Below are 25,398 nucleotides of genomic sequence, written 5' to 3'. Positions count from 1 at the left end.
AGCGACCGCCCTACCCCAGCAGGCCCAGGAGCTGCCCCAGCTTCGCGCGCAGTTCCTTGCGGTGGATGATGGCGTCGATCATCCCGTGGTCCAGCAGGAACTCCGAGCGCTGGAAGCCCTCCGGGAGCTTCTGGCGGATGGTCTGTTCGATGACGCGCGGGCCCGCGAAGCCGATGAGGGCGTGCGGCTCCGCGAGGATGACGTCCCCCAGCCAGGAGAAGGACGCGGCCACGCCGCCGGTGGTGGGGTTGAGCATCACGGACACGTACGGCTTGCCGCTGTTGCGGAAGCGCGCGATGGCCGCGGACGTCTTCGCCATCTGCATCAGGGAGAAGATGCCCTCCTGCATGCGCGCGCCTCCGGACGCGGAGAACACCAGCGCGGGGCACTTGAGCTCGTAGGCGCGCTCGAACACGCGCGTCACCTTCTCCCCCACCACCGAGCCCATGGAGCCGCCCATGAACTCGAAGAGGAAGCAGCCCACGGAGACCTGGTGGCCCTCGATGCGGCCCACGCCGGAGATGAACGCGTCGTTCTCGTCCAGGTTCTTGCGCGTGGTCTTCAGCCGGTCCTTGTACTTCTTGGTGTCGCTGAACCCGAGCGGATCCAACGGCTCCAGTCCCTTGTCGAACTCCTCGAAGGAGTCCGGATCCAACGTCGCCGCGAGCCGGGAGCGCGCCGTCCAGGCGTGGTGGTGTTCGCAGTGCGGACACACCATCCAGTTCTTCTCCAACTCCTGACGGTAGATGATCTCGTCGCAGCTCTCGCACTTGGCCCACAGGCCCTGCATGCGGGACGGCTGGGGCTCGGCGACAGGCTCGGGGTCGACGGCGATACGGGGCTTCTTGGAGAACCAGGCCATGAGGGCGCCAGGGGTTAGTCCGCCCGCCGACAGCCGTCAATACCCCCGTACGGCGCGCCGCGGCACGCCCCCCCTCTTCCAGGGGCGCGGGGCGCCTAGAACTGGAAGGTCTCCCCCAGCTCCAGGACGTTCACCGGCAGTGGGGCCAGCTCCTTCTTGAGCTGGGAGATGAAGGCGGGCTTCAGGTGGTAGAGCATCACCTGGGCGCCGTTGCGGTCGAACTTGCGCAGCTCCGAGCCCACCGTGGCGGGCGTCAGGTGGCCGGAGATGTCCGCCAGGGCCTGGAGGCTGTTGGGGAAGCTGGCCTCCAGCAGCAGCGCCTTGAGGTTCTTCGTGGCGTTGAGCGCCTTCCACAGCTTGTCCGTGGGGCCGGTGTCGCCGCTCATCGCGAGGGAGGACTTCCCGTCGGAGATGATGAAGGCGCACGACTCCACCGGGTGGCTCACCGGCACGCTCTTCACTGTGTAGGGGCCCACCTGGAAGGTGCTGCCGGCGCGGAAGGTCTTGATGGCCAGGACGGGCTTGTGGCGCGTGGGGATGCGCGTGAAGTCCGGCCACAGCGCGTTGTTGAACATGTTCTCGCGCAGCGCCCGGGCGCACTCGCGGGAGGCGTGGATGGTGACGGGCTTGTCGCGCCGGCCGATGACCAGGTCGGCCAGCAGCGGCAGGTCCTTCACGTGGTCGAAGTGGCTGTGGCCGACGAGGATGTCGTCGACCTTGCACAGCTGCTCCAGCGAAAGCGTCCCGGTGAGTGCGCCCGCGTCGAGCGCGAGCACGTCGTCCACGAGGAAGCAGGTGCTCCTGCACGTGGGAAGCTCGCCGCCGTGGCACCCGAGGACTTGCAGCTTCACGCTAGAGGTCTCCGAACTTCCACTTCATCTCAAGGTAGTTGAGGAAGTCATGCAGCCGGGCCGTGTCATACACGGTCAGTCTGTCACCGCTGCGCTCGATGAGCCCCGCGCGCTCCATCCGGTCCAACATGCTGCGCACGGCCGGTTCGCCCACGCCGATCTGCCGGGGCATCTCCCGCACCGCGAAGTCGATCTCCACGCCCTCCTCCTGCTGCCGGCCCCGCGCCTGGCAGGTCTGGAGGATCTGATGGACCACGCGGCTGGCGGGGTCGCCGTGGAGCAGGTTCTCAATCTGGGCGTCCGCCTCCGACAGGCGCTCGGTCAGCTTCTTGATCATCCGGACGGCGATCTCCGCGTTGCCGCGGATCATCGCCTCGAAGGTCTTCGGGTCGATGACGAGCAGCTTCGCGTCGTCATGGACGATGGCGGAGGCGTTCCGGGGCTTGTTGGAGATGATGGCCATCTCACCGAAGAATTCGCCCGGTCCCAGGACGGCCAGGACCTTCTCCACGTCGCGCACGCGCTTGGAGATGGCGATCTTCCCGGACTGGATGACGAACATCTCCTTGCCGATCTCTCCCTCGCGGAAGAGCTCGGTGCCCTTGGGGAACTCCTTGCCAAATCTTTGAAAGAGGGTTTCCTCGGCGCCCATCTGACCAACGAGTCAATCAGCCCCCACCCCACCGGTCAAATATCCCAGAGCGATATCGCCCGGGCGCAGGCCGGCGGGCAGGGGGGCCGCAAACCCGACAGAGGGGCTCCGAGCCCCGAGACAGGGGCCTCCGGGAGGGGTACAAGGCCGGCCCGTGGGAACGACCTATAAGCAGAGCGGCGTAGACATCGAGGCGGGCGACGCCTTCGTCGAACGAATCAAGCCCCATGCCGCGCGCACCACGCGCCCCGAGGTGATGGGCGGGGTGGGCGGCTTCGGCGGCCTGTTCGCGCTGCCGCCCGGCAAGTACCAGGCGCCCGTGCTGGTGGCGGGCACGGACGGCGTGGGCACCAAGCTCAAGGTGGCCTTCCTCGCGGGGCGGCACGACACGGTGGGCATCGACCTGGTGGCCATGTCGGTGAACGACATCCTCACCTGCGGCGCGGAGCCGCTGTTCTTCCTGGACTACTTCGCCACCGGCAAGCTGGACGTGGACGCGGCGGCGGAGGTGGTGAAGGGCATCGCGCTGGGCTGCGAGCAGGCGGGGTGCGCGCTGCTGGGCGGAGAGACGGCGGAGATGCCGGGCTTCTACGCGCGCGGCGAGTACGACGTCGCGGGCTTCTGCGTGGGCGTGGTGGAGCGCTCGGCCATCATCGACGGCAAGACGGTGGCGCCGGGCGACGCGCTCATCGGCCTGACGTCGTCGGGGCTGCACAGCAACGGCTACTCGCTGGCGCGCAAGGTGCTGCTGGAGGACGCGAAGCTGGCGCTGGACGTGGCGCCGCTGGGGTTGGATCGCCCGCTGGGTGACGCGCTGCTGGAGCCCACGCGCATCTACGTGAAGGACGCGCTCGCGCTGTGCCAGGCGGTGAAGGTGAAGGGCATGGCGCACATCACCGGCAGCGGCATCCCGGGCAACCTGCCCCGGTGCCTGCCGGACGGGACGCGCGCGGTGCTGAGCGAGGCGGCGTGGAAGAAGCCGGCCATCTTCGACCTCATCGCGAAGACGGGCAACGTCGCGCGCGACGAGATGTTCAGCACGTTCAACATGGGCCTGGGCCTCATCGTCGTGGTGGCGAAGGAGGACGTGGCGAAGGCGCTGGAGGTGCTGCGCGGCCGGGGCGTGGAAGCGTCCGAGGTGGGCCGGGTGGAAGCGGGCCAGGGCGAGGCCACGGCGGTCATCGACCCATGAGCGCGAAGCGGGCGCGGCTGGGGGTGCTCATCAGCGGAGGCGGGAGCAACCTCCAGGCGCTGCTCGACGCGGCCGCGCAGGCGGACTTCCCGGCCGAAGTGGCGTGCGTGGTGTCCAACATGCCCACCGCCTACGGGCTGGAGCGCGCGCGCAAGGCGGGCGTGCGCGCGGAGGTGGTGGACCACAAGGCCTTCGCGTCCAAGGCGGACTTCGAGTCGGCGGTGCGCGGCGTGCTGGCCGACGCGGGCGTGGAGTGGGTGTGCCTTGCGGGCTTCATGCGGCTGGTGAGCGCCGACTTCCTGAAGCACTTCCCGGGGCGCGTGCTGAACATCCACCCCTCCCTGCTGCCCGCATTCCCGGGGTTGCATGCGCAGCGCCAGGCGCTGGAGCGCGGCGTGAAGGTGGCTGGGTGCACGGTGCACTACGTGGACGCGGGCACGGACACCGGGCCCATCATCGCGCAGGCGGCGGTGCCGGTGCTCCCGCGGGATGACGAAGCGAGCCTGAGTGCGCGCATCCTCGCGGAGGAGCACCGGCTGTATCCGCTCGCCGTGCGGCTGGCGGTGACGGGCGCGGTGACGCTGGAGGGGATGCGCACGCGCGTGGACGCGATTGTCACGGGAGATGGGACGGCCCTGCGCAGTCCGGGTGCGCCGAAGTGAAGCAGGACGCGGGGCCGCACGCGCCTGCCTCCCCTGCGTCGAGCGCCCCAGGCGACGGCGCGGTGGACTCCGCGCCAGGCGCTTCGGCGCGGGAGGCACGACGGCAGGCCCTGCGCGATGCGCCCGTGGTCCTGGTGAGCGCGTGCCTGCTGGGTGAGGCGTGTCGGTATGACGGACGCTCGCAGCGCTCGGAGCGGGTGCTGGCGGCGCTGGAGGGCAAGTCCGTGGTCCCCATCTGTCCGGAGGCCGCCGCGGGCATGGGCATTCCCCGGCCTCCCGTGGACCTGGCCGGTGGCACGGGCGTGGACGTCTGGGCCGGCCGCGCACGCGCCCTCACCCGGGACACGCGCGAGGACCGCACCGCCGCGTTCCAGGACGGGGCCCGGCTGGCGCTGGACGCCGCGAAGCGGTTCGGTGTCCCGGTGGCACTGCTGAAGGAGAAGAGCCCTTCGTGCGGCAGCCAGCGCGTCTATGACACCGGCGTGCTGCGTCCCGGCGAAGGCATCACGACCGCGCTGCTGCGCGCGGACGGACGCACCGTCGTGAGCGACGAGGACCTGTAGGCCCTCTTCCTCGCGGCTCAGCCCAGCGAGGGCAGCACCAGCTCGTCTCCGGGGCGCGGGGCGAAGCACGCCTCCACCTGCGCGTCCGTCACCTCCGCGAGCGTGGCCGGGCTCCAGCGCGGCTGCTGATCCTTGTCCACCAGCACGGCCCGGATGCCCTCCCGGAAGTCCGGCCGCGCGGTCAGCGCCTGGCTCAAGCGGTACTCCACGCGCGCCATCGCGTCGTAGTCCCGGCCGCGCCCCTCGCGAAGCTGCCGCAGCGTCACCTTGAGGCTCGTGGGCGACATGCGCAGCAGCGTGGCCCGCGTCTGCTCCGCCCACGTCGAGCCCTCCCGCTCCAGCGCCGCCAGGATGTCCTCCACCCGGTCCCCCCGGAAGCACCGCGCGATGGCGTCCGCCCGCGCCTCCAGCGCGGAGGTCCCCGGCTCCGCGAGGAAGCCCGCCAGGACGTGCGCCACCGCATGGTGCGCGGGGGCGCTCCAGTCCGCCGCCACCAGCGCGGCCAACACCTCCTCCATCCTGGAGGACTCCACCCGGTGCGTCGCATACCCGAGCCACACCGCGTCCGCCGCGTCACAGCGCGCGCCCGCCAGCCCCAGGTACGTGCCCGTCTCGCCCGGGAAGCGCGGCAGGAACCAGCCACCGCCCACGTCCGGGAAGATGCCGATGGCCGTCTCCGGCATCGCGAGCACCAGCCTCTCCGTGACGACGCGGAACCCGCCATGCATCGACAGGCCCAGCCCGCCGCCCATGCAGATGCCGTCCACCAGCGCGACGAAGGGCTTCGGGAAGTGGTGGATGCGGTGGTTGAGCGCGTACTCCGCCTGGAAGAACTCCCGGGACAGCGACGCCTCCCCCTCCGGGCGGTCCACCGAGCCAGCCACCGCGCGCACGTCCCCTCCCGCGCAGAACGCCTTGCCCCCCGCCCCACGAATCACCACCGCCTTCACGGCGGGATCCGCCGCCCAGGCGTCCAGCCGGGGATGCAGCGCCCGGCACATGCCCAGGGAGAGCGCGTTGAGCGCCCTCGGGCGGTTGAGGGTGACAAGGCCCACGGCTCCCCGGGTCTCCAGCAGCACGTCCTCGCTCATGCCTCCGGGGATATCAGGCCGGCCGTGCACACATGGGAGATTCAGGGGTGACAAGGCGGCTGAAAGCGGTATGGGAAGCAAATGACTCCCGCAGCCGCCCCCCTGCGCGCCGCCGTCTTCGACATGGACGGCACGCTTGTCGACAACATGGACTTCCACAACCGGGCCTGGGTGACGCTTGCCCGGAAGCTCGGGCTGGAGGAGCTGACCGCCGAGCGGTTCCAGAACGACTTCGCGGGCAAGAAGAACGAGGAGATCTTCCCGGAGCTCCTCGGGCGCACGCTGTCGGTCGCGGAGCTGGACGCGCTCGCGGAGGAGAAGGAGTCCCACTACCGCGCCATCTACCGGCCCTACCTGGCGCTGCACCGGGGGGCGGAGGGGTTCCTCCACCGGCTGCGGGACGCGCGCCTGCCCATGGCCGTGGCCACCGCCGCGCCGCAGGGCAACCGCGAGCTGGTGCTGGACGGGCTCGCCGTGCGGCCGCTCTTCGCGTGCGTCGTCGGCGCGGAGCAGGTGAAGCGGGGCAAGCCCTCGCCGGACATCTTCCTGGCGGCCGCCGAGGCGCTGAAGGTCCCCCCGGAGTCGTGCGTGGCCTTCGAGGACGCCATCAACGGCGTGCTGTCCGCGCGCGCCGCCGGCATGGTCACCGTGGGCATCACCACCACCACCACCGCCGAGCTCCTGAAGAAGGCCGGCGCCCACTACACCGCCGCGGACTTCGACACGCTGCCCCCGGAGCTGCTGGCGCGGCTGTTCGCCGCGCGTCCCTGAAACCGACGCTCCAAAAGGGCGCCAGACGCGGTGACGTTGTGTAGTGTTCGGCGGCCATGTCGACGTCCGCCGCCAAACTCAAGCTCCCCTCGGGCCCGTCCCGGCACGTGTATGACGTCATCGTGCTGGGCAGCCAGGTCGGCGGCGCGCTCGCCGCCGCGCTCCTGGCCAAGCGCAACCACCGCGTGTTGCTGGTGGAGCACGACGGCATGGGCCCCGGCTACGAGCACGACGGCTTCCTGCTGCCCTACGCCCCCTTCGTCGCGCCGCCCCTCAAGGCGATGCCCGCGGTGGAGGAGGCCCTGGCCGAACTGGGAATCTCCACCGCCATCGGCCGCGCGCTGCGCCCCCACACGCCCGAGCTGCAGCTGGTCCTGCCCCGCAACCGGGTGGACCTGACCACGGACGCCGCGCGCCGCCGCGCGGAGCTGACGCGCGAGTTCGGCGAGGCCGGCGAGGGCATCCAGGGCGCCCTCAGCGGCAGCGCCGCCCAGCACGAGGCCACCGACGCCTTCTTCAAGACGGGCCCCCAGCTGCCGCCCGACGGCTTCTTCGAGGGCTGGAAGCTCAAGGGGCTCATCAAGGAACACCCGGGCCTGGAGGCCACGCCCCGGCTCGCCAGCGAGGACCCCGCGCTGTCGCTGGTGCGCGGCCTGCTGCCCTTCGTGGTGCACCTGGAGAAGCCCTCCGCGCCGCTGGCGCTCACCCGGGCCCTGTCCCAGGTGCTCGCCGCCCCCTCCACCTACCCCGGCGGCATGGACGCCCTGCGCGACGTCTTCACCCGGCGGCTCGCGGAGCTGGGCGGGGACGTGCTGGGCCGCGACAACCCGGCGGGCTTCATCGTCGAGGAGCTGGCGTTCGACGGCAGCAAGTTCGCGGGCGTGAAGCTGGTGCGCTCGGAAACGCTCTACCGGGCCTCGTGCCTGGTGACGGCCACGGACTCCGGGGCCCTCCGCCGGCTGGTGACGGACAAGAAGCACCACCGGGGCCTCCTGGAGCACCTGGACCAGTCCAACACCCGGTCGCTGCTCTTCACCGTGAACTGGGTGGTGCCGGAGTCGGCGCTCCCGCGCGGCCTGGGCGAGCTGGTGCTGGTGGACACCCAGGACCCGGAGCTGGGCCCGCTGCTCGTGCAGCAGCACCCGGCGCGCACGTCCTCGGCGGGCAGCGGCAAGGACGTGGAGGGCGTGCGCGTGGTGTGCGCGGGCGCCTTCGTGCCGGCCTCCGCGCGCGAGCTGGGCGAGGAGCACCTGCAGGCCCTGGCGACGAAGATCGACGAGCACCTGGACCGGCTGATGCCCTTCACGAAGCAGCACCGCGCGCTGCGGTCGGCCCCCTACCTGGACGCCGGGGGAGTGCGCGGCAGCCGCCTCATGCCCCACCCCCTCTACAGCTTCGAAGCGGAAGCCTTCCTGGGCGTCACGGGGTTGAAGCAGCGCACGCCGGCCAAGAACGTGATCCTGGCGGGCCGCGAGGTGCTGCCCGGCCTGGGCCTGGAAGGCGAGCTGCTCGCGGGGATGCGAGCCGCGAAGCTGGTGCAGGACATGCTGAAGAAGAAGGATCCCCTCAAGGGGTAGACATCCGGCACGGATCCGGCTGGATTTTCGGACTGTTTCTGGTAGGTTCCGCCGCTCTTTTATGGGCTGTTGTAGAACGCCCCAGTTTTCAAGGAGTTAGCAGTCATGGCGTGGAAGTGCGACCTCTGTGGGAAGCGTCCGCTGGTGGGTAACAACGTCAGCCACGCGAACAACAAGACCAAGAAGCGGAGCCTGCCGAACCTGCAGAAGCTGCGGGCCAACGTCGGTGGCAGCATCGAGCGCGTTCTGGCCTGCACCCGCTGCATCAAGGCGGGCAAGGTGACCAAGGCCGCCTGAAGTCCGGGGTCCTTCCGGTGGGCACGACGCGCGCCCCAAAAGCAGCGCTTCCGCCCACCGAACGGCTCCACCCCCGCGCGGATGATCTGGACCTCCTCCCTGTCGAGGCGGTCGTCCGACGGTTGCATCAAGAAGACCTGATCGCCCTTCGCTCGGTGCGCGAGGCCCTGCCGGCCCTTTCGGCGGCGGCCCGGACCGTGGCGGAAGCATTGCGCGTCGGTGGCAGGCTGCTCTACGTGGGCGCCGGCACCAGCGGACGGCTCGGCGTGCTCGACGCCAGCGAGTGTCCCCCCACCTTCGGCGTGCCGGCCACCCGCGTCCAGGCGGCCATCGCTGGTGGCAGGCGGGCCCTGACGCACGCGGTGGAGGGCGCCGAGGACGACGTCGGGGCGGGAGCCCGGGCGGTGCGGGCCTTCCGGGCGACGGCGCGCGACGTGGTGTGCGGCATCACCGCGAGCGCCTCCACCCCCTATGTCCGGGGGGCGCTGGACGAGGCCCGGCGCCTGGGGGCGCACACGGTGCTGGTGTGCTGCAACCCGCCCGGGAAGGCCATGCGGGCGGACACGGTGGTGCTGGCGCGCACCGGGCCGGAGGTGGTCGCGGGCTCCACCCGGCTCAAGGCGGGCACGGCGACGAAGCTGGTGCTGAACGCGCTCACCACGGCGGCCTTCGTGTCGCTGGGCAAGGTGTACCGGGGGCGCATGGTGGACGTGCGCCCCACGAACGCGAAGCTCAAGGCCCGCGCGGCGCGCATGGTGGCGGAGCTGACGGACGTGTCTCCCGTCAAGGCACGGGCCCTGCTCGCCGCGGCGGGGGACAGCGTGAAGCTGGCGCTGGCCATGCACTTCACCGGGCTGCCACCCGCCCAGGCGCGGCGCAGGCTGGAGGACGGGGGGCTGCGGGCGCTCGCTCCTCCTGTGCCCAGGCGGACAGCCGCGTCCCATAAGAGCGGAAAAAGCCCCCGGCGACGTCGGTCCTGAACACCGGAGGGACTCGCGGGGCCGGGGTCCGGCGAGCGTGGGAGCAGGGCTTTAGACTTCAGGGCATGCGCCCCGCCCCACCGACCTCCCCCTCCCTGCCGCCCCGGCTGTGCGTGGGCGTGCTGTCCGGCACCAGCGTGGACGCGGCGGAGGCCGCGCTGTGCCGCGTGGAGGGCACCGGCGCGGAGGTGACGCTCCAGCTCCTGGCCCACGTCTCGCGCCCCTTCGCGCCGGAGCTCGTCGCGCGGGTGCTGGGCCCCCAGGACGCCCGGAGCCTGTGCGCGCTCAACTTCGAGCTGGGAGAGCAGTTCGCCGAAGCGGTCCTCGCCGTCATCGCGCGCGCGGGCGTGGCCCCCGGGGACGTGCACGTCGTCGGCTCGCACGGCCAGACGATGGCCCACCTGCCGCCGGACCTGTCCTCCACGCCCTCCACCCTCCAGTTGGGCGAGGCCGCCGTCATCGCCGAGCGCACCGGCCTGCCCGTCGTCAGCGACTTCCGCACCCGGGACATGGCGGTGGGCGGCCAGGGCGCGCCGCTCGTGCCCTATCTGGACTGGGCCGTCTTCCGCAACCGCGAGCGGCCGGACGCCACGCGCGCGTTCCTCAACCTGGGCGGCATCGGCAACGTGAGCGTGGTGGGCGAGCACATGGAGGACACGCTCGCGTTCGACACCGGGCCCGCCAACATGGTGCTGGACGGACTGGCGCGCCGGATGACGGGCGGACGGCTGGGGTGCGACCGGGACGGGAGCCTGTCCTCCCGGGGCCAGGTGCTGCCGGCGCTCCTGGAGGAACTGCTCGCCCATCCGTTCCTCGCCCTGCCGCCCCCTCGCAGCGCCGGGCGTGAGAGCTTCGGCGAGCCCCTGGTGGACCGCATCTGGGCGGCGGCGCCGGGGCGCCCCCACGACCTGATGGCCACCGCGCGCGCCTTCACCGTGGAGGCCACCGCGCGCGCCTTCGAGACCTGGGTACACCCCCGCTTCGCCCACCTGGAGGCGGTGTACGTCTCCGGCGGGGGGACCCGGAATCCGGCGCTGATGGAGGACCTCCGGGCGCGCCTGGCCCCGTTGCCGCTGGAGCGCCTGGACGCGCTGGGCTTCCCCGAGGAGGCGAAGGAGGCGGCCCTCTTCGCCCTGCTCGCGGCCGAGCACCGGGCCGGAACGCCCGCGAATGTTCGCCCCGCAACTGGCGCGAGGCGCCGAGTCGTTCTAGGTAAGCTGACACCGTGAGCAGCGTGAACCTGATGGCCCGTGAAGTGGCCGCGAAGATCGTCTTCTACGGCCCGGGCCTGTCTGGGAAGACGACGACCCTGCGGAAGGTCTACGAGACCGTCCGCCCGGCGCACCGTGGCGAGATGATGTCCATCGCCACCGAAGGCGACCGGACGCTCTTCTTCGACTTCCTGCCGGTGAAGGTGGAGCGCGTGGGCGACTGCTCCGTGCGGCTCGCCCTCTACACCGTGCCCGGACAGGTCTTCTACAACGCCACCCGCAAGCTGGTGCTCCAGGGCGCCGACGGCGTGGTGTTCGTGGCGGACTCGCAGGCGGAGGCCATGGACGCCAACCGCGAGTCCCTGGCCAACCTGGAGGAGAACCTCCTGGAGAACGGCATCCGCCTGGAGCGCTTCCCGCTGGTGATGCAGTGGAACAAGCGCGACCTGGAGGGCACCCTGTCCGTGGAGGAGCTGCGCCGGGAGCTCAACCCGCGCGGCGTCCCCGACTTCGAGACGGCCGCCACCAACGGCCGCGGCGTGCTGGACACGCTCAAGACCATCACCCGGCTGGTCATCAAGGACCTGCGCGCCAAGCGCATCGTCCCCCCGCCCCGCCCCGCCCCGCCGCCGCCCGGCGCCGCCCCCGCGGGCCTGGAGGCGCAGCTCGCGCAGCACCTGACCCACCGGCAGCAGCCGTCCACGCCGCCGCAGGTGCCCCCGACGCAGAGCCCCACCGCCGCCACCATCGCCCCCACGCCCGTGCCCCGGACGCTCACCACGCCCGCCCCGCCGCGCGTGGAGCCCGCGCCCATCGTCGTGGCGAGCACCGGCCCCCGGCTTCTGGGGCCCACGAGCGCGCTGGCGCCCGGGGACCTCTTCGACCACGCCCGGGCCGCGGAGGCCGCCTTCACCGCCGGGGACTACACCACCTGCGTCACCGCGTGCACCGACGCCGTCCGGCGCGCCATGGCCTTCGCCGGTGAGGGCTCCCTGGCCCAGCAGGCCTTCCTGCTCCACGTGGATGGCGCGGACCTGCTGCGCCTGCAGGGCCTGTCCACCCAGCCGCACCTGCGCGTGGACGACGCCGCCTTCTCCCTCTACGTCCTGATGCAGGTCTTCGTGCGCCTCAACGCCGTGGGGCTCCCGACCGCCGGGTGAAGTCGCGGGGACAGGGCTCCCAGCGCGATAGGACGACAGGGCCCCGGGTGTCCCAAGTCCGGCTCGCGGGGCGATAGCGCATCAGCGTCTGACGGAAGTCCAGCCAGGTGGCGCGCATGCGCTTTCCTCGGCGATGCCGCGCAGGAAGTCCGTGGGCTCCATCGTCGGGCCCTGGACCCGCGGCTCCCGCTCCACCTCGCGAGGACGCGCGTTGGCGCGGCTCCTTCTCAGCCGCTCAGAATCCGGTCAGCCCCGGGAAACGGGGCGAAAATACCGCCGAGAATAAAGAAATACGCCTCCGTATACCCATTGGAAGTGAACACAAGGGGCGCTCCGATACACGGAGCGAGACCGTTCATCGGGGCCGTGGGATGCAACCATCGGACGAAGACTGGATGCTGCGCGCGATTGAGTTGGGGCGACGCGGGCGTCCCGCACCGAACCCGCATGTGGGCGCGGTGCTGACGCGAGGCGGAAGGCTCATCGCTGGCGGTCACCACGAGAAGGCGGGCACCGCGCACGCGGAAGTGAACGCCATCGCCAATGCCCAGGGCGACACGCGGGGCACGACCTTGTACGTCACCCTGGAGCCGTGCAACCACCACGGTCGAACGGGACCCTGCACGGAGGCCATCCTCCAGGCGGGCATCACGCGCGTCGTCGTGGGCGCCGTCGACCCGAATCCCCACGTCCGGGGCGGCGGCATCGAGCGCCTGCGGGCCGCGGGCGTGGAGGTGCGCACCCTGGTGCTGTCCGCCAGCGCCGAGGCGCTCGTCGCGCCCTGGGCCAAGGTCCAGACGACGGGCCTGCCCTACGTCCTGCTGTCCACGGGCACGGGCTCCCGCATCCTCCCCATGGAGATGGATGCCTTGTGGATGGGCGCCAGGGAATGGGACGCGGCCCCCACCGCCTCCGCGCCGCTGACGGTCGTCGCCGCGCCGGGCGTGGAGCTGCTGCGCCGCGTGGCACGCCGGAGCACGTCCACCACCGACCGGTGTCTGGTGTTCTGCCCGGAGGCACGGCACGCCGAGTACCTGCTCGCCACGGGCTCCGCCGCCATCACCGTGGTGCCGCTGCCCTACGCGGACGGGACGCCCCTGCCGCTGTCCCAGGCGCTGCGCGAGCTGTCCCGCCAGGGCGTCGTGACCCTCTTCGTGGACGCGGAGGAGCCGCTGGAGCAGGGCCTGCGCGACGCGGGCCTCGTGGACGGGGAGTTGGAGCGCCAGCCCGACCGGAAGGTGGGCACGTGATGACCTCGACCGCGGTCCCACTGCCCCGTCACCCCACCCTGCTCGTCCTGGCGCGCGCCCAGCTCCCCACGCGCGCCGGCACCTTCACCGCGGTCTCCTTCCGGCACGCCTCCGGCGCGCAGTTGGAGGACATCGCGCTCATCCGGGGCCAGCTCGACGGGCCCGCCCCCGTGCCCACACGACTGCACTCCGAATGTCTCACCGGGGATGCCCTGGGCTCGCTGCGCTGTGATTGCAGGGACCAGCTCGAGCAGTCCCTGGAGGCGCTGGCCCGGGAGGAGAGCGGCGTCCTGCTCTACCTGCGCCAGGAGGGCCGGGGCATCGGCATCGCCAACAAACTCCAGGCGTATCAGGCGCAGGACCGGGGGCTGGACACCGTCCAGGCCAACCTGCACCTGGGGTTCGACGACGACCTGCGCACGTATGACATCGCCGCGGGCATGCTGGCCGCGCTGCGCATCCAGCGGGTGTCGCTCTACACGAACAACCCCCGGAAGATCGCCGGCCTGGAGACCCACGGCATCGAAGTGGAGCGCCGGGTCGCCCTCGTCGGGCCCACCCGCCCGGAGAACGTCCGGTACCTGGAAACCAAACGCATCAAGTCCGGCCACCTGCTCTAGACCTCCCATGCCCACCCAGGACCGATTGAAGCTTGCGTTTGTCATTGGCAGCCACCGCGCGCCGTCGCAATCCGCGAAGGTGGGGCGCTTCGCCCGGGACCAGTTCCTCCAGGGCGGCCCGGGCCGGGAGGCCAGCTTCCTGGACCTGGCCGAGACGCCCCTGCCCCTCTGGGATGAGGGCGTCTGGAGCGGCACCGAGGCGTGGGGGACGACGTGGGGCCCCGTGGCCCGGGAGCTGACGGACGCGGACGGCCTGGTGCTGGTGACCCCGGAGTGGGGCGGCATGGCCACGCCCGCGATGAAGAACTTCCTGCTCCTGTGCAGCGAGGGCTGCCTGCGGCACCGGCCCGTGCTCATCGTCTCCGTGTCGTCAGGCCAGGGCGGCGCCTACCCGGTGGCCGAGCTGCGCATGAGCAGCGGCAAGAATTCGCATCTGTGTTTCATCCCGGAGCACATCATCGTGCGCAACGTCGCCCAGGTCCTCAACGACGGGGCCGCGCCGGGAAGTGATGAAGATTTGTATTTGCGCGAGCGAATGTTTTACGCGTCGAACGTATTGATTGAGTACGCCCGGGCCATGAAGCCGCTGAGAGCGCGGCCCGGCATGTTCGAGAAGAGATTCCGCTACGGAATGTGACACCAGCCGCTTCAAACCCATCCACATCCGGTCAGCGACACGAGCTTCGGTGAAGGGAAGTCTTTCCATTCCCTCCGCCGAGGACCCGCCACGCGTGCGTGACGGGGACAACCCCACACACCCAGGAAACAAACCCATGAACAACCAGACCATGAGCGCCCCCGCTGCCTTCCCCGTGCAGGTCAAGAGTGGCGTGAAGGCCGGCGCCTTCACCTTCCCCACGGGTCCGATCATCACCAACCCCGGCCCGATCATCACGGGTCCGATCATCGTCCGCCCGCCGATCATCATCGCGGCCCCGGCCTAGTCGTCGTCCCCCGGCGGTGGGGCGAGACGTGCTTCGCCCCCTGCCGTTCTTCCTTCCCTCCAACTGCCCTCCTCCCATGCCCCTGGCCCTCACCCGTCCCGCGCTCGAACCCGTCGAGCTCATGCCCATCCCCGCCGGAGCCTTCCTGATGGGCTCCACCGAGGAGGAAGTGGCGCGGGCGTCGCGGCGGTGGGGCCCCACGCTGATCAAACCGGAGTACCGCGCCACGTTCGGGTCCTGGCTGCTCAAGGAGATGCCCCTGCACCGCGTGGAGGTCGCGGCGTTCCAGTTGGCGCGCTTCCCGGTGACGAACCAGCAGTACGGCGCCTTCGTGGCGCTGACCGGCCATGCGCCGGCCACCTCGCTGCGCCAGGGCCTGCCGGACGACCACCCCGTGTGGGGCGTGACGGCCACGGACATCGCGCGGTACCTGGAGTGGGCCCGTCAGCGCACCGGACGCGCCTGGCGGCTGCCGACGGAGGCGGAGTGGGAGTACGCCGCTCGCGGCCCCGAGCACTGGGACTATCCGTTTGGCGACGAGTTCGACGCGCGCCTGTGCAACACGCGCGAGGCGGGCCTGGGCGGCACCACGAGCGTCACACGCTACGCCGCCCATCCAACCGCGCATGGCGTCTGTGACATGGCCGGCAACGTGGAGGAGTGGACCTCCACGGACTACGCGCCCTACCCGGGCGGCCGCTTCATCGAAGACAACCTGACCGAAGCGCTGGGGCCCGTCTATCCGGTGCTCCGGGGCGGCTCCGCGGAGTGTGGCGGTGACCTGGCCCGCTGCGCGCGCCGGCACGGCCCCCACCCGAACTTCAACTTGTTTGGCTTCAGACTCGCGCTGTGAGCCCCGCTGGCCCGGCGTGAGCCGCGGCTCCTGGAGAACCCTCATGAACTACCTCCGCAAATCCTCCGCCTTCGCCGTGGAGCCGTCCGAACAGTTCATGTTCGCGGCGACCATCGGTGGCCACCTCCTGTCCGTGAGTGTGGATGACTTCGCCATCCACACGGACCTGGTCGCGCACGCCGCCAGCATCGAGTCCATCGCGGTGCACCCGACGCTGCCGTACCTGGCGACGCTGGGCATCGACTACACGGTGTCCCTCTGGGACCGAAGCGATCCGCGCAAGCTGCGCAAGCTCCAGGACATCTACCTGCGTGACATCCGCTCGGAGGGCTACGAGTTCGTCGCCACCCTGCCCCTGTCGTGCCCGCTCGCGTTCCATCCCACGGAGCGCAAGCTCATCACCCACAACGCGGACGGCGCGCTCACGGAGATTGCCTTCGACGACACGCGCCATGATCCACTGTGGGCCGCGGGCTACTTCCAGGATCCGGACGGCATCGCGTACGACATCGACTACGTCCGCTACCTGCCGGACTCCGGGAACATCTTCGCGTCCACCTTCGGCGGCCACGTGGCCGTCGTGGATCCGAAGAAGCCCAAGGAGCCGGTGCTGCGCTACCGCTATGACCGGCGCACCATCCACTGCGCGGAGCACCTGGGCGGCTCCATGTACCTGCTGGCCAGCGACACGCGCCGGGTCATCCGGTTCGACGCCAGCGGCAAGCAGGAGCCCTTCGTGGGCCCCCCGGTGGTGCGCGACCACCTGGAGCAGCTCTCCATCAACCGCGCGTCCGGCCGCGTGCTCGCGAGCGGGTTCGACCGCACGGTGGTAGAGATCGACCCGGAGACCTGCGCGAAGAAGGGCGTGGTGCTCCAGACGCCGTTCAAGCTGCGCTGGCTGCACCACCTGGAGCGCGACCCCGACCTCGTGCTGGTGCAGTGCCGCAACGGCGCCTTCTACAAGGCGAGCCTGTCCGGCAAGCGCCCCACCGCCGTCATCAAGGAGACGCCCAACGCCCTGTGGACCGGCGTCCGGGTGGGCACGCACGACCTGGCGTTCGCGGGCGAGGGGCCGGAGATGCTCCACGTCCACGTGGACGGCGCGAACCCCGGCACCCTGGAGACGAAGGTCTCCACCCGCTGGGAGACGGTCGCCGCGTCGCGGGGCTCCTACGCCAAGCGCATGGTGTTCCACCCGCCGACGCAGGCGCTGGTGCAGGGCCGCTCGGACGGAACCATCCTCAGTGTCCGCAACGGCATCACCCGCCCGGTGACGAAGCTGACCGCGCCCCTGCGCGACATCGCCGTGTCGCAGGAAGGCTTCGACCTGTTCGCCATCTCGGAGGACTCGCGCGCCTGGCGCATCGACCTGGAGACGGGCGAGGCGAAGGCGGAGGTCCACACCGGCGAGGAGCCCCTCTGGGCGCTGGCCCACAACCCCACGCGCAAGGTGCTGGCCGTGTGCGAACGCCAGGGCCTGCTGCGCCTGCTGGACGCCACCACGCTGAGCCCCCTGCTCACGGTGGAGGGCACCTGGGCGCCCAAGCGGATGCAGTGGCGTGACGCGGACCGGCTGCTCGTGGGCCGCGGCGCGGAGCTGTACGAGCTGAACGTGGCCACGGGGGCCATGACGCAGGTCATCCCCCACCTGGGCAACACCATCGAGGACTTCGCCTGGGATGACTCGGGGCGGTTCCTGGCGCTGTGCACCTACGCGCGGCGCATCCACCTCTTCGACTTCAAGACCTTCCAGGAGCTATCGGTGACGGGCTTCGACATGGACTACCCCAAGGGCCTGCTGTGGATGCCCGCGAACCGCGCCGAAGGGGCGCACCCGAACGAACTCGTCGTCTTCGGACGCTCCGGGGTGCTGCGCCGGTACTGGGCCCACGACGGACGGCTGCACTCCATGGGCACGGTCGACGCGCCGCTGTCCGCCGCCATCCACGATGACGCCGGGGTGTACGTCCCGTGATCAACCATCGCTCCCCCATCAGCGGCGTGGCCTGCCTGGACGACCGCTACGTCGCGACGGCCGGCTATGACAGCCAGCTCATCCTCTGGGACGCCCGCACGCAGACGGCGGTGGCCCGGGCCCGGCACGACCACCTGGCCAACCACTGCACCTTCAGCCCGGACGGCCGCTTCCTCTTGTCGGGCAGCAGCGACCACACGGTGCGCCTCTGGAGCGTGCCGGACCTGGGGCTGCTCGCGGTGATGCGCCACTCGGACGACATCGAACGCGTCGCGTTCTCCCCCCGGGGGGACCGCTTCGCCACCGCGTCGCGCGACTACGCCATCCGCGTGTTCGACCTGACCGGACGGCGCGTGCACCTGCTGGAAGGCCACGCGGCGGACGCCGTGTTCGTGGAGTTCTCCCCGGACGGCCGCGAGCTGTGGTCCACCAGCGACGACGCCGACATCCGCCGCTGGGACGTGGAGACGGGTGCGCTGCTCCAGCAGGTGTCGTTCGGCGACGTGCAGCTGGACACCATCGCGATGGGGCCCGAGGGCGTGCTCTACGCCGGCAACGACGCCGGGGAGATCCTCATCCTCAAGGACGGACAGGTGCGCACGCACCAGGCGCACGCGCTGGGCATCAAGTGCCTGGCGTACAGCGGGCGCGAGGCGCGGCTGGCGAGCACCGGCTACGACGGCTTCCTGCGCACGTTCCGCACGGCGCCGGACGGCTCGCTCACGCTGGAGGCGGAGACGCGGCCCCCGCGCGAGGTGTGGCTGCGCACCTGCGCGCTGGACTCGCGCGACCGCGTCGTCGTGGGCACGTTCGGCTCCAGCTACGCGACGTTCGACATCGGCTCGCGGCGCTGGGACCTGTCCCGCGTGGGAGACACGCCGGGGCTCAACGCAGTGGGCGTGCACGCGGGCGCCACCATGGCCATCGGCGACGCGGGCGTGCTGTACCGCGACGGCGTGGCGGTGCGGCGCATCGACAGCCTGTGCAACTTCCTCCTGTCCTTCCACGGCCGGCTGCTCACCGGCGGGCAGACGGGCACGCTCTTCGACGCGCTCACCGGCCAGGTGCTGTTCGAACAGCCGTCGCCCATCAACTGCGCGGTGGAGGTGCAGCGCGGAGGCGAGGCCCTGGTGGTGCTGGGGACGTACTCCGGCGACGCGTGGCTGCTGGCCAGGTCCGAGGGCCGGATGGTGCTGCGCGAGCGGCTGTCGGTGTTCCGCGCCGCCATCAAGGGGCTCGCGGTGCACGGCGACACGCTGTTCGCCACCTGCGCGGACCGCACCGTGGCGCACGTCTCCCTGTCCACGCTGGAGGTGACCCGCACGGCGAACGCGCACGAGCGCATCACCAACGGCGCCGCCGCGCTGCCGGATGGTCGCTTCGCCTCCGTGGGGCGCGACCTGATGCTGCGCGTCTGGCGCGAGGGCCAGGCGAGCGTCCACCGCACGCCGCACGGCCGCTCCGTGCGCTGCGTGGCCAGCTGCCCCCGGACGATGCTCCTGGCCACGGCGGCGTATGACGGGACGCTGGCGCTGTTCGACGCCGAGCGCGGCGAGTGGCTGAAGACGGAGCGGCTCACCGACTTCGGCATCTCCACCGTGTCCCGGGGCCACGAGCCCGGGCAGTTCCTGGCGAGCGCCTACGACGGCTGCGTCTACGAGGTGTCCCGGGACGCGGCCCCGCGCCGCGTGTTCCGCGCGAGCGTGGAGCCGCTCCCGCCCCAGGCCCTGGCGGCGTAGGCGAGAGCCCCCATGTCCTACGACTTCCGAGACTCACTGGCCTCGCTGGACGAAGGCCGCCGGAGCACGCCCGTCATCGCCACGGTGCTGGTGTTCCTGGTGGCCTGGGGGGCCTGGCTCGGCCTGGGCCGGGTGTCCGTGTACGTGAGCAGCACCACGTCGCGGCTGGAAGTCGAAGGCGCGGCGTTCCCGGTGGAGCCGACCATCGCGGGGCGCGTGGCTGCATCCTCGCTGCGCCTGGGCCAGAAGGTGCGGGCGGGCGAGGTGCTGGTGCGCCTGGAGTCGCAGGAGCAGGAGTCGGTGCTGCGCGAACAACTGGCGCGTCAGGCGGCCCTGGAGGCGGAGGCCGTCGCGCTCCGCAAGCAGCGGGACGCGGAGCGCGAGGGGCTGGAGGGCTACCTCCAGCTCACGAAGGCCACGCTCGGAGAGGCCACGGCGCAGGAGCAGCAGGCGGCCGTCGTCGCCGAGCAGGCCCGGCGCCAGGCGTCGCGGACGGAGGGACTGCTGCGCTCGTCCTTCGTCTCGGAGGCGGAGTACGAGGCCGCCGTCAGCGAGGCGACCCGTCACGCGGCCTCCAGCACGGTGCTGCGCTTCTCACAGGAGCGCCGCTCGGCGGAGCTGCGCGTGGGACAGAAGGACCGGCTCGCGAGCATCGCGGCGCTGGAGATCCAGTTGAGCCGGCTCATCGGTGAGCAGCAGGCCGTGGAGGCCGCCCTGCCCCGGCTCCGCGCGGAGGTGGACAAGCGGAGCATCACCGCGCCGACGGACGGCACCATCGGCAGCGTGCTGCCGCTGCACCCGGGCATGAACCTGACGGCGGGCCAGCAGCTCGCGATGCTCGTGCCCGAGCGCGCCCTGCAGATCATCGCGTACCTGCCGGCACCCACCGCGCTGGGCCGCGTGCGGCCGGGACAGGAGGCGCGGCTGCGGCTGGATGGCTTTCCGTGGACGCGCTTCGGCGCCATGGAGGCCCGGGTGGCGCGGGTGGCCCAGGAGGCCCAGCAGGGGCTCATCCGCGTGGAGCTGAGCGCCTCGCCCGACTCCCTGCGCGAGGTGTCGCTGGAGCACGGCCTCAGCGGCAGCGTGGAGATCGAAGTCGAGCAGCTGTCCCCCTTCGCGCTCCTCTTCCGGGGCTTCGCCGAGACCCTGGGCACGACTTCATGACCGTGCGAGATCCCCAGCGACGGGCGCCTCCTCCGCCTCCGGCGGTGTTTCCGCCCGTGGACGGCGGAGCGAACGATGTCCCGGACGACGCGCATGTCGCTGGGAGCACCGGGGCTCCGGCGCCGGTGGAACCGCCGGCCGGGGCCCCGGTTCAGACGGCCCGGAAGCCGCTCGCGCGGCGCTTCTTCATCCCGGAGGTCATCCAGTCCTCGAAGATGGACTGCGGTCCCGCGGCGCTCAAGGCACTGCTGGGTGGCTTCGGCATCTCCGTGCACTACGGCCGTCTGCGCGAGGCCTGCCGCACGTCGGTGGACGGCACCTCCATCGACACCTTGGAGGAGCTGGCGGGGGCATTCGGCCTGGACGCTCGGCAGACGGTGGTGCCCACCGACCACGTCCCGCTGCCCGCGGCGAACGCCCTCCCCGCGCTGGTGGTCGTGAAGCGGCCGCACCTGGGCAACCACTTCGTCGTGCTCTGGAACCGCGTGGGGCCGTACGTGCAGGTGATGGATCCGGCGGCCGGACGCATCTGGGTGCGCTGGTCGGAGTTCGCGCCCTCGACGCTGAAGTACCGGGCGACGGTGCCCACGAAGGACTGGCGGGCCTGGGCGGAGAGCCCCACGTTCCTGCGGCCCCTGGAGGCACGGCTGCGCGCGCTCGGCGTGTCGCGGCGGGACGCGGAGGCGCTCCTCGACCTGGCGCGGGCGGCGGACGGCTGGCTGGGATTGGGCGCGCTGGACGCGGCCGTGCGCTTCTGCGCGTCGCTCCAGCAGGCGGGCATCGTCCGGGGCTCCGAGGCCCAGACGGTGCGGGCGATGGTGGAGCGGGTGCGGACCTCCTTCGCGGAGCGCTTCGACCTGCTGCCCCGCCCCTACTGGTCCGTCGAAGGCGAGTCGCCCGACGACGCAGTGGTCGCGTCCACGGGCGTGCTGCTCGTGCACGCGAGGCTCGCGACGGAAGCCCGGGCGCCGGGCCTCCTGCACACGGCCGAGGAAGGCACGGCGCTGCCGAAGGAACTCCAGGCCGCGCTGGACACCCGCGACGAGCGGCCCGAGCAGGAACTGGCGAAGCTGCTCGCGGGCGAGTCGCGGCTGGGGCTGGCGCTGCTCACGGTGGGCGCGCTGATGACACCGCTGGGGCTCCTCTGCCAGACGGTGCTGCTGCGCCGGCTGTTCGACCTGGCGCCGGACCTGGGCATGGGCATGCAGCGCGTGGGCGCGGGCGTGCTCGTGGTGGGCTTCCTGGCGCTGCTCGGGGCGCTGGAGGCCGGCGTCTACGCGGGCATGCAGCGGCTGGGACGGGTGCTGGAGCTGCGCCTGCGCCTCGCGTTCATCCAGAAGATTCCCCGGCTCCAGGACCTGTACCTGCAAAGCCGGCTCAGCTCCGACATGGCCGAGCGCAGCCACATGATGCACGTCGTGCGGGGCCTGCCCGCGCTGGCCTTCACGGGCGCGCGTGCGCTGGTGGGGCTGGTCGCGACGGTGGTGGCCATCGGCCTGATGGACTCGCGGCTGTGGGGGGGCACCGTCGTGCTTGCCGTGCTGAGCGTGGTGCTGCCGCTCGCCTTCCGCCAGCGGATGACGGAGCAGGACATGCGGGCCCGCACGCAGCTGGGCGGCCTGTCGCGCTACTACCTGGACTCGCTGCTGGGCGCGGTGCCCCTGCGCGCGCACGGGGCGCAGACGGCGCTGGGCCGCGAGCACGAAATCCTCCTCACCGGCTGGATGCGCAGCAGCCTCCAGTTGCTGCGCACCATGGTGTCCCTGCGCTTCGTCCAGGCCACCGTGGACGCGGGGCTGTGCATCACCCTGCTCACGCTGCACCTGGGCTCCCAGGGTGTCACCGGCGGCATGCTGCTCGTGGCCTACTGGATCATGGGCCTGCCGGACCACGCGCAGCAGCTCGCGGGCGTCATCCAGGGCTACCCGGCGGCCCGCAACGTCGCCCTGCGCTGCATGGAGCCCCTGGGCGCTCCCGAGGTCGCACCGAGGCCCGCGGTCCCCGCGCCGCTGACGGACGTCTCCCGCTCACAGGCCGCGGCCCTCTCGCTCCATGGCGTGTCCGTGGAGGTCTCCGGCCACCGGCTGCTCCACGACATCGACCTGGACGTCGCCCCCGGCGCGCACGTCGCCATCGTGGGCAGCTCCGGCGCGGGCAAGTCCACGCTGCTGGGCGTGCTGCTCGGCTGGTATCCGGTGGCGTCCGGCACGGTGCGGCTCGACGGAAGGCCGCTGGAGCCGTCGGACATCGAGGACCTGCGCACCCGGACGGCGTGGGTGGATCCGGCCGTGCAGCTGTGGAACCAGAGCATCGCGGCGAACCTCACGTACGGGCAGGAGCAGGTGGGCAGCGGCGACATGGCGCGGGCGCTGGAGTCCGCCGACCTGGAGACCGCGCTCCAGCACATGCAGGGCGGGCTCCAGACACGCACGGGTGAGAACGGCCTGCGGCTGTCGGGCGGAGAGGGACAGCGGCTGCGCCTGGCCCGCGCGCTCTTGCGTCCCGGGATGCGGCTGGCGCTCCTGGACGAACCGTTCCGAGGCCTGGACCGCACCACGCGCCGCAAGCTGCTGGGCCGGGCGCGCGAGCACTGGAAGGACACCACCCTGCTGTGCGTGACGCACGACGTGAGCGAGACGCAGGGCTTCGACGCGGTGGTGGTCATCGAGGACGGCCGCGTCGTGGAGCGCGGGACACCGCAGGCGCTGCTGTCGGTGCCCGGCTCGCGCTACCGCGCGCTGCTGGAGGGTGAGGCCGTGGCGCAGGGACTGCTGCATGACGCTCCGGCCTGGCGACGCTGGCGGCTGGAGGGAGGGAGGCTCGTCGAATGACCGCGCTCGTGGCACAGGAGTTTCCGGAGGCCTTCTCGACGGCGTGGCCGTTCGAGCGCCTGTCCGACGCGGTCCTGCTGCTGGCCCGCCGCACGGGCTTCGTGGCGGAGCCCCGTGAGGCGCTGGCGTTGGATCGCCAGATGGCGCCGCACGACATCGCGGGCATCCACCGCTGGTTCCAGTACGCGGCGGACGCGCTCCAGGTCGAGATGCAGTTGGTGAGCAGCCGCTACGAGGACGTGGACGGGCTCGCGTCCCGGTGCGCGCCGGCCATCATCCGCCTGAAGGCGCCCACCGCGGACGAGTACCGCTTCCTGGTCATCCTCCGCGCGGATCCAAAGCACTTCACCGTGCTGCTGCCGGACGGGCGCGAGCAGACCCTTCCGGTGCCCAGCCTGCGCGCGGCCCGCTTCGCCGCGTTCGAAGAGGAGATCGACACCTGGCTCGCGAAGCGCCTGGGCCCCCTGGCCGCGAGGGTGGAGCGCGGAAGCCAGGAGGCAGTGCGGCTGCGCGCGGAGTTCCGCTCCGACCTGACGCTGACCAACTGCTGGCTCTTGCGGCCAGTGCCGGGCCGCACGCCGCTGAAGACCCTGCTGAAGCGCGAGCGCATCCTGCCGAAGCTCGGCGCCCTGCTGCTGGTGCACGGGGCGATGGCGCTGGTGGCGGTGTTGATGTGGATGAACCTGGGGACCAACGCGCTCGCCGGGCACAAGCCGGATGGCTGGCACGTGGCGTGGGGCCTGCTGGTGCTGCTCCAGGTGCCGCTGATGAGCCGGGGCGAGTTCCTCCAGTCCCTGCTGGGGCTGCTGCTGGGGCGGCAGTTCAAGCAGCACCTGCTCCACGGCGCGTTCCGCATGGACCCGGACGCCGTGCGCCAGCAGGGCAGCGGCGCGCTGCTGTCGGCGGTGTTCGAAAGCGAGTCCATGGAGATGCTCGCGCTGGAGACGGGCTTCCAGGCGTTCGCCATGGTCATCAACCTGGTGCTCGTGCCGCTGGTGCTGCTGGCGGGGGCCGCGCCCATGGCCCAGGTGGGGCTGTTCCTGGGCTTCGCGGTGTTCATCGTGGCCCTGTCCGGCTGGCACCTGCGCGCCCGGGAGCGGTGGACGCGCGCCCGGCAGTCGCTGACGCAGGACCTGGTGGAGAAGCTGTCCGGGCAGCGCACGCGCCTGGCGCAGCAGCCCCGCTCGCTCTGGCACACGGGCGAAGACGCACAGCTCGCGGCCTACGCGCGGCTGTCCCGGCCCATGGACGCGGCGAGGCTGTGGTTGGTGTACGCGGCGCGCGCGTGGTTCGTGCTGGCGCTGGCGGTGTTGGGGCCGGCGCTCGTGTCGGGCGCCTCACCGGGCCTCGTCGCGACGAGCGTGGGTGGCCTCCTGCTGGGCTGGGGCACGCTCCAGCAGCTGGGCCAGGGCGGGCTGACGGCGGGCAGCGCGGTGGTCGCGTGGCGCAGCATCGCGTCGCTGTTCCGCGCCGCGCGCAACGAGCAGACGAGCACGGGCGAGCGCGGGGGTATCATCCTGGATCCGCCCTCCGGCACGGGCGAGGTGGTGGTGCAGGCGCGCGACCTGGTGTTCCGCCACCCGTCGCGCGTGCGGCCGGTGCTGGATGGCTGCTCGTTCAAGATCCTCGCGGGGGACCGCATCCTGTTGCAGGGCGCGTCCGGCGGCGGGAAGACGACGCTCGCGGCGCTGCTCGCGGGCCTGCGCCGGCAGGACTCGGGGCTGCTGCTGCTAAGGGGCGTGGACCGCGCCACGCTGGGCGACCGCGAGTTCCGCGAGCGCATCGTGCTGGTGCCCCAGTTCCACGAGAACCACATCTTCGCCGCGAGCCTCGGCTTCAACCTGCTGATGGGGCGCCGCTGGCCGGCGGATCCCGCGGACCTCGCGGAGGCGCGGACGGTCTGCGAGGAGCTGGGCCTGGGCCCGCTGCTGGAGCGCATGCCGGGCGGACTCAACGAGCTGGTGGGCGACGCGGGCTGGCAGTTGTCCCACGGCGAGAAGAGCCGCGTGTTCCTGGCCCGCGCCCTGCTCCAGGACGCGGACGTCATCATCCTGGATGAGAGCTTCGCGGCGTTGGATCCGGACACGCTCGGCAAGGTCATGGCCTGCGTGGACTCGCGGGCGCGGACCCTGATGCTCATCGCGCACCCCTGA

The 25,398-nt window shown here is 71.7% G+C and carries 23 protein-coding genes; 19 read left to right on the top strand and 4 right to left on the bottom strand.

Going from position 1 to position 25,398, the window contains the following annotated elements; translation table 11 throughout:
* Positions 1-10: 10 nt before the first annotated feature.
* The 3 genes from accD to OV207_RS23655 all read right to left on the bottom strand — a co-directional run bounded on the left by accD (position 11) and on the right by OV207_RS23655 (position 2,365).
* On the bottom strand, positions 11-862 hold the full coding sequence (gene accD, locus OV207_RS23665) for an acetyl-CoA carboxylase, carboxyltransferase subunit beta (RefSeq protein ID WP_193429815.1): 852 nt from the start codon (positions 860-862) through the stop codon (positions 11-13).
* A gap of 95 nt (positions 863-957) precedes the next feature.
* Positions 958-1,713: an MBL fold metallo-hydrolase gene (locus OV207_RS23660; RefSeq protein WP_267557437.1), complete on the bottom strand. Its 756-nt coding sequence runs from the start codon at positions 1,711-1,713 to the stop codon at positions 958-960.
* A gap of 1 nt (position 1,714) precedes the next feature.
* Positions 1,715-2,365, bottom strand: coding sequence for a Crp/Fnr family transcriptional regulator (locus OV207_RS23655; RefSeq protein WP_193429813.1), 651 nt, complete (start codon positions 2,363-2,365; stop codon positions 1,715-1,717).
* A 154-nt stretch (positions 2,366-2,519) separates the two neighbouring features.
* On the opposite strand from OV207_RS23655, the gene purM reads away from it, so the two are divergent.
* The 3 genes from purM to OV207_RS23640 all read left to right on the top strand — a co-directional run bounded on the left by purM (position 2,520) and on the right by OV207_RS23640 (position 4,782).
* Positions 2,520-3,557 carry a phosphoribosylformylglycinamidine cyclo-ligase gene (gene purM / locus OV207_RS23650; RefSeq protein ID WP_267557434.1) on the top strand — a complete coding sequence of 346 codons (1,038 nt, stop codon included), beginning with the start codon at positions 2,520-2,522 and terminating at the stop codon, positions 3,555-3,557.
* The gene (gene purN / locus OV207_RS23645; protein ID WP_267557431.1) at positions 3,554-4,219 is read left to right on the top strand and encodes a phosphoribosylglycinamide formyltransferase; all 666 of its coding nucleotides are present in this window, start codon (positions 3,554-3,556) and stop codon (positions 4,217-4,219) included. Before purM ends, purN begins: the two co-directional genes overlap by 4 nt.
* A gap of 62 nt (positions 4,220-4,281) precedes the next feature.
* Positions 4,282-4,782: a DUF523 domain-containing protein gene (locus OV207_RS23640; protein ID WP_267557428.1), complete on the top strand. Its 501-nt coding sequence runs from the start codon at positions 4,282-4,284 to the stop codon at positions 4,780-4,782.
* 17 nt (positions 4,783-4,799) lie between these two features.
* Here the strand turns inward: OV207_RS23640 and OV207_RS23635 are convergent, their stop codons facing one another.
* Positions 4,800-5,873 (bottom strand): enoyl-CoA hydratase/isomerase family protein, encoded by a 1,074-nt coding sequence (locus tag OV207_RS23635; protein ID WP_267557426.1) that lies wholly within the window; start codon positions 5,871-5,873, stop codon positions 4,800-4,802.
* Between the two features lie 81 nt (positions 5,874-5,954).
* On the opposite strand from OV207_RS23635, the gene OV207_RS23630 reads away from it, so the two are divergent.
* The 16 genes from OV207_RS23630 to OV207_RS23555 all read left to right on the top strand — a co-directional run bounded on the left by OV207_RS23630 (position 5,955) and on the right by OV207_RS23555 (position 25,398).
* Positions 5,955-6,644 (top strand): HAD family hydrolase, encoded by a 690-nt coding sequence (locus OV207_RS23630; protein WP_267557424.1) that lies wholly within the window; start codon positions 5,955-5,957, stop codon positions 6,642-6,644.
* A 56-nt stretch (positions 6,645-6,700) separates the two neighbouring features.
* Positions 6,701-8,221: an NAD(P)-binding protein gene (locus OV207_RS23625; RefSeq protein ID WP_193429808.1), complete on the top strand. Its 1,521-nt coding sequence runs from the start codon at positions 6,701-6,703 to the stop codon at positions 8,219-8,221.
* A gap of 105 nt (positions 8,222-8,326) precedes the next feature.
* Positions 8,327-8,518, top strand: a complete 192-nt coding sequence (rpmB, locus tag OV207_RS23620; RefSeq protein ID WP_120540363.1) for a 50S ribosomal protein L28 — start codon at positions 8,327-8,329, stop codon at positions 8,516-8,518.
* Positions 8,519-8,535: 17 nt separating this feature from the next.
* Complete coding sequence (gene murQ / locus OV207_RS23615; RefSeq protein WP_267557420.1) at positions 8,536-9,498, top strand: N-acetylmuramic acid 6-phosphate etherase; 963 nt, start codon at positions 8,536-8,538, stop codon at positions 9,496-9,498.
* 65 nt (positions 9,499-9,563) lie between these two features.
* Entirely contained in the window at positions 9,564-10,727 is a 1,164-nt protein-coding gene (locus tag OV207_RS23610) for an anhydro-N-acetylmuramic acid kinase (protein ID WP_267557418.1), read from the top strand.
* Positions 10,724-11,869: a GTP-binding protein gene (locus OV207_RS23605; RefSeq protein ID WP_267557417.1), complete on the top strand. Its 1,146-nt coding sequence runs from the start codon at positions 10,724-10,726 to the stop codon at positions 11,867-11,869. Before OV207_RS23610 ends, OV207_RS23605 begins: the two co-directional genes overlap by 4 nt.
* Before the next feature lie 116 nt (positions 11,870-11,985).
* The gene (gene ribD, locus OV207_RS23600) at positions 11,986-13,119 is read left to right on the top strand and encodes a bifunctional diaminohydroxyphosphoribosylaminopyrimidine deaminase/5-amino-6-(5-phosphoribosylamino)uracil reductase RibD (RefSeq protein WP_324291559.1); all 1,134 of its coding nucleotides are present in this window, start codon (positions 11,986-11,988) and stop codon (positions 13,117-13,119) included.
* On the top strand, positions 13,119-13,739 hold the full coding sequence (gene ribA, locus OV207_RS23595) for a GTP cyclohydrolase II (protein WP_267557412.1): 621 nt from the start codon (positions 13,119-13,121) through the stop codon (positions 13,737-13,739). Before ribD ends, ribA begins: the two co-directional genes overlap by 1 nt.
* 25 nt (positions 13,740-13,764) lie before the next feature.
* Positions 13,765-14,376: an NADPH-dependent FMN reductase gene (locus OV207_RS23590; RefSeq protein WP_267557410.1), complete on the top strand. Its 612-nt coding sequence runs from the start codon at positions 13,765-13,767 to the stop codon at positions 14,374-14,376.
* 136 nt (positions 14,377-14,512) lie between these two features.
* Positions 14,513-14,683 carry a hypothetical protein gene (locus OV207_RS23585; RefSeq protein ID WP_158625138.1) on the top strand — a complete coding sequence of 57 codons (171 nt, stop codon included), beginning with the start codon at positions 14,513-14,515 and terminating at the stop codon, positions 14,681-14,683.
* A gap of 28 nt (positions 14,684-14,711) precedes the next feature.
* On the top strand, positions 14,712-15,536 hold the full coding sequence (locus OV207_RS23580; protein WP_267557406.1) for a formylglycine-generating enzyme family protein: 825 nt from the start codon (positions 14,712-14,714) through the stop codon (positions 15,534-15,536).
* A 43-nt stretch (positions 15,537-15,579) separates the two neighbouring features.
* Positions 15,580-17,511, top strand: a complete 1,932-nt coding sequence (locus tag OV207_RS23575) for a WD40 repeat domain-containing protein (RefSeq protein WP_267557403.1) — start codon at positions 15,580-15,582, stop codon at positions 17,509-17,511.
* Entirely contained in the window at positions 17,508-19,250 is a 1,743-nt protein-coding gene (locus tag OV207_RS23570) for a WD40 repeat domain-containing protein (RefSeq protein WP_267557401.1), read from the top strand. The genes OV207_RS23575 and OV207_RS23570 overlap by 4 nt, the downstream gene beginning before the upstream one ends.
* Positions 19,251-19,262: 12 nt before the next feature.
* Complete coding sequence (locus OV207_RS23565; RefSeq protein WP_267557400.1) at positions 19,263-20,414, top strand: HlyD family secretion protein; 1,152 nt, start codon at positions 19,263-19,265, stop codon at positions 20,412-20,414.
* A complete protein-coding gene (locus OV207_RS23560; RefSeq protein WP_267557398.1) occupies positions 20,411-23,245 on the top strand; it encodes an ATP-binding cassette domain-containing protein in 2,835 nt (944 codons plus the stop codon). Before OV207_RS23565 ends, OV207_RS23560 begins: the two co-directional genes overlap by 4 nt.
* Positions 23,242-25,398 (top strand): ABC transporter ATP-binding protein, encoded by a 2,157-nt coding sequence (locus OV207_RS23555; RefSeq protein ID WP_267557396.1) that lies wholly within the window; start codon positions 23,242-23,244, stop codon positions 25,396-25,398. Before OV207_RS23560 ends, OV207_RS23555 begins: the two co-directional genes overlap by 4 nt.

The sequence above is a fragment of the Corallococcus sp. BB11-1 genome, from assembly GCF_026626625.1.
GTDB classification, from domain to species: Bacteria; Myxococcota; Myxococcia; order Myxococcales; family Myxococcaceae; genus Corallococcus; species Corallococcus soli.
The sequence above is the reverse complement of the archived record's forward strand: the minus strand, read 5'-3'. Positions and strand labels throughout refer to the sequence as shown.

Coding starts and splice junctions, on each gene's coding strand:
- accD (WP_193429815.1), bottom strand. CDS start 862: ATGGCCTGGTTCTCCAAGAAGCCCCGTATCGCCGTCGACCCCGAGCCT.
- OV207_RS23655 (WP_193429813.1), bottom strand. CDS start 2,365: ATGGGCGCCGAGGAAACCCTCTTTCAAAGATTTGGCAAGGAGTTCCCC.
- purN (WP_267557431.1), top strand. CDS start 3,554: ATGAGCGCGAAGCGGGCGCGGCTGGGGGTGCTCATCAGCGGAGGCGGG.
- OV207_RS23635 (WP_267557426.1), bottom strand. CDS start 5,873: ATGAGCGAGGACGTGCTGCTGGAGACCCGGGGAGCCGTGGGCCTTGTC.
- OV207_RS23630 (WP_267557424.1), top strand. CDS start 5,955: ATGACTCCCGCAGCCGCCCCCCTGCGCGCCGCCGTCTTCGACATGGAC.
- OV207_RS23625 (WP_193429808.1), top strand. CDS start 6,701: ATGTCGACGTCCGCCGCCAAACTCAAGCTCCCCTCGGGCCCGTCCCGG.
- rpmB (WP_120540363.1), top strand. CDS start 8,327: ATGGCGTGGAAGTGCGACCTCTGTGGGAAGCGTCCGCTGGTGGGTAAC.
- OV207_RS23610 (WP_267557418.1), top strand. CDS start 9,564: ATGCGCCCCGCCCCACCGACCTCCCCCTCCCTGCCGCCCCGGCTGTGC.
- ribD (WP_324291559.1), top strand. CDS start 11,986: ATGCGCTTTCCTCGGCGATGCCGCGCAGGAAGTCCGTGGGCTCCATCG.
- ribA (WP_267557412.1), top strand. CDS start 13,119: ATGACCTCGACCGCGGTCCCACTGCCCCGTCACCCCACCCTGCTCGTC.
- OV207_RS23585 (WP_158625138.1), top strand. CDS start 14,513: ATGAACAACCAGACCATGAGCGCCCCCGCTGCCTTCCCCGTGCAGGTC.
- OV207_RS23575 (WP_267557403.1), top strand. CDS start 15,580: ATGAACTACCTCCGCAAATCCTCCGCCTTCGCCGTGGAGCCGTCCGAA.
- OV207_RS23565 (WP_267557400.1), top strand. CDS start 19,263: ATGTCCTACGACTTCCGAGACTCACTGGCCTCGCTGGACGAAGGCCGC.
- OV207_RS23560 (WP_267557398.1), top strand. CDS start 20,411: ATGACCGTGCGAGATCCCCAGCGACGGGCGCCTCCTCCGCCTCCGGCG.
- OV207_RS23555 (WP_267557396.1), top strand. CDS start 23,242: ATGACCGCGCTCGTGGCACAGGAGTTTCCGGAGGCCTTCTCGACGGCG.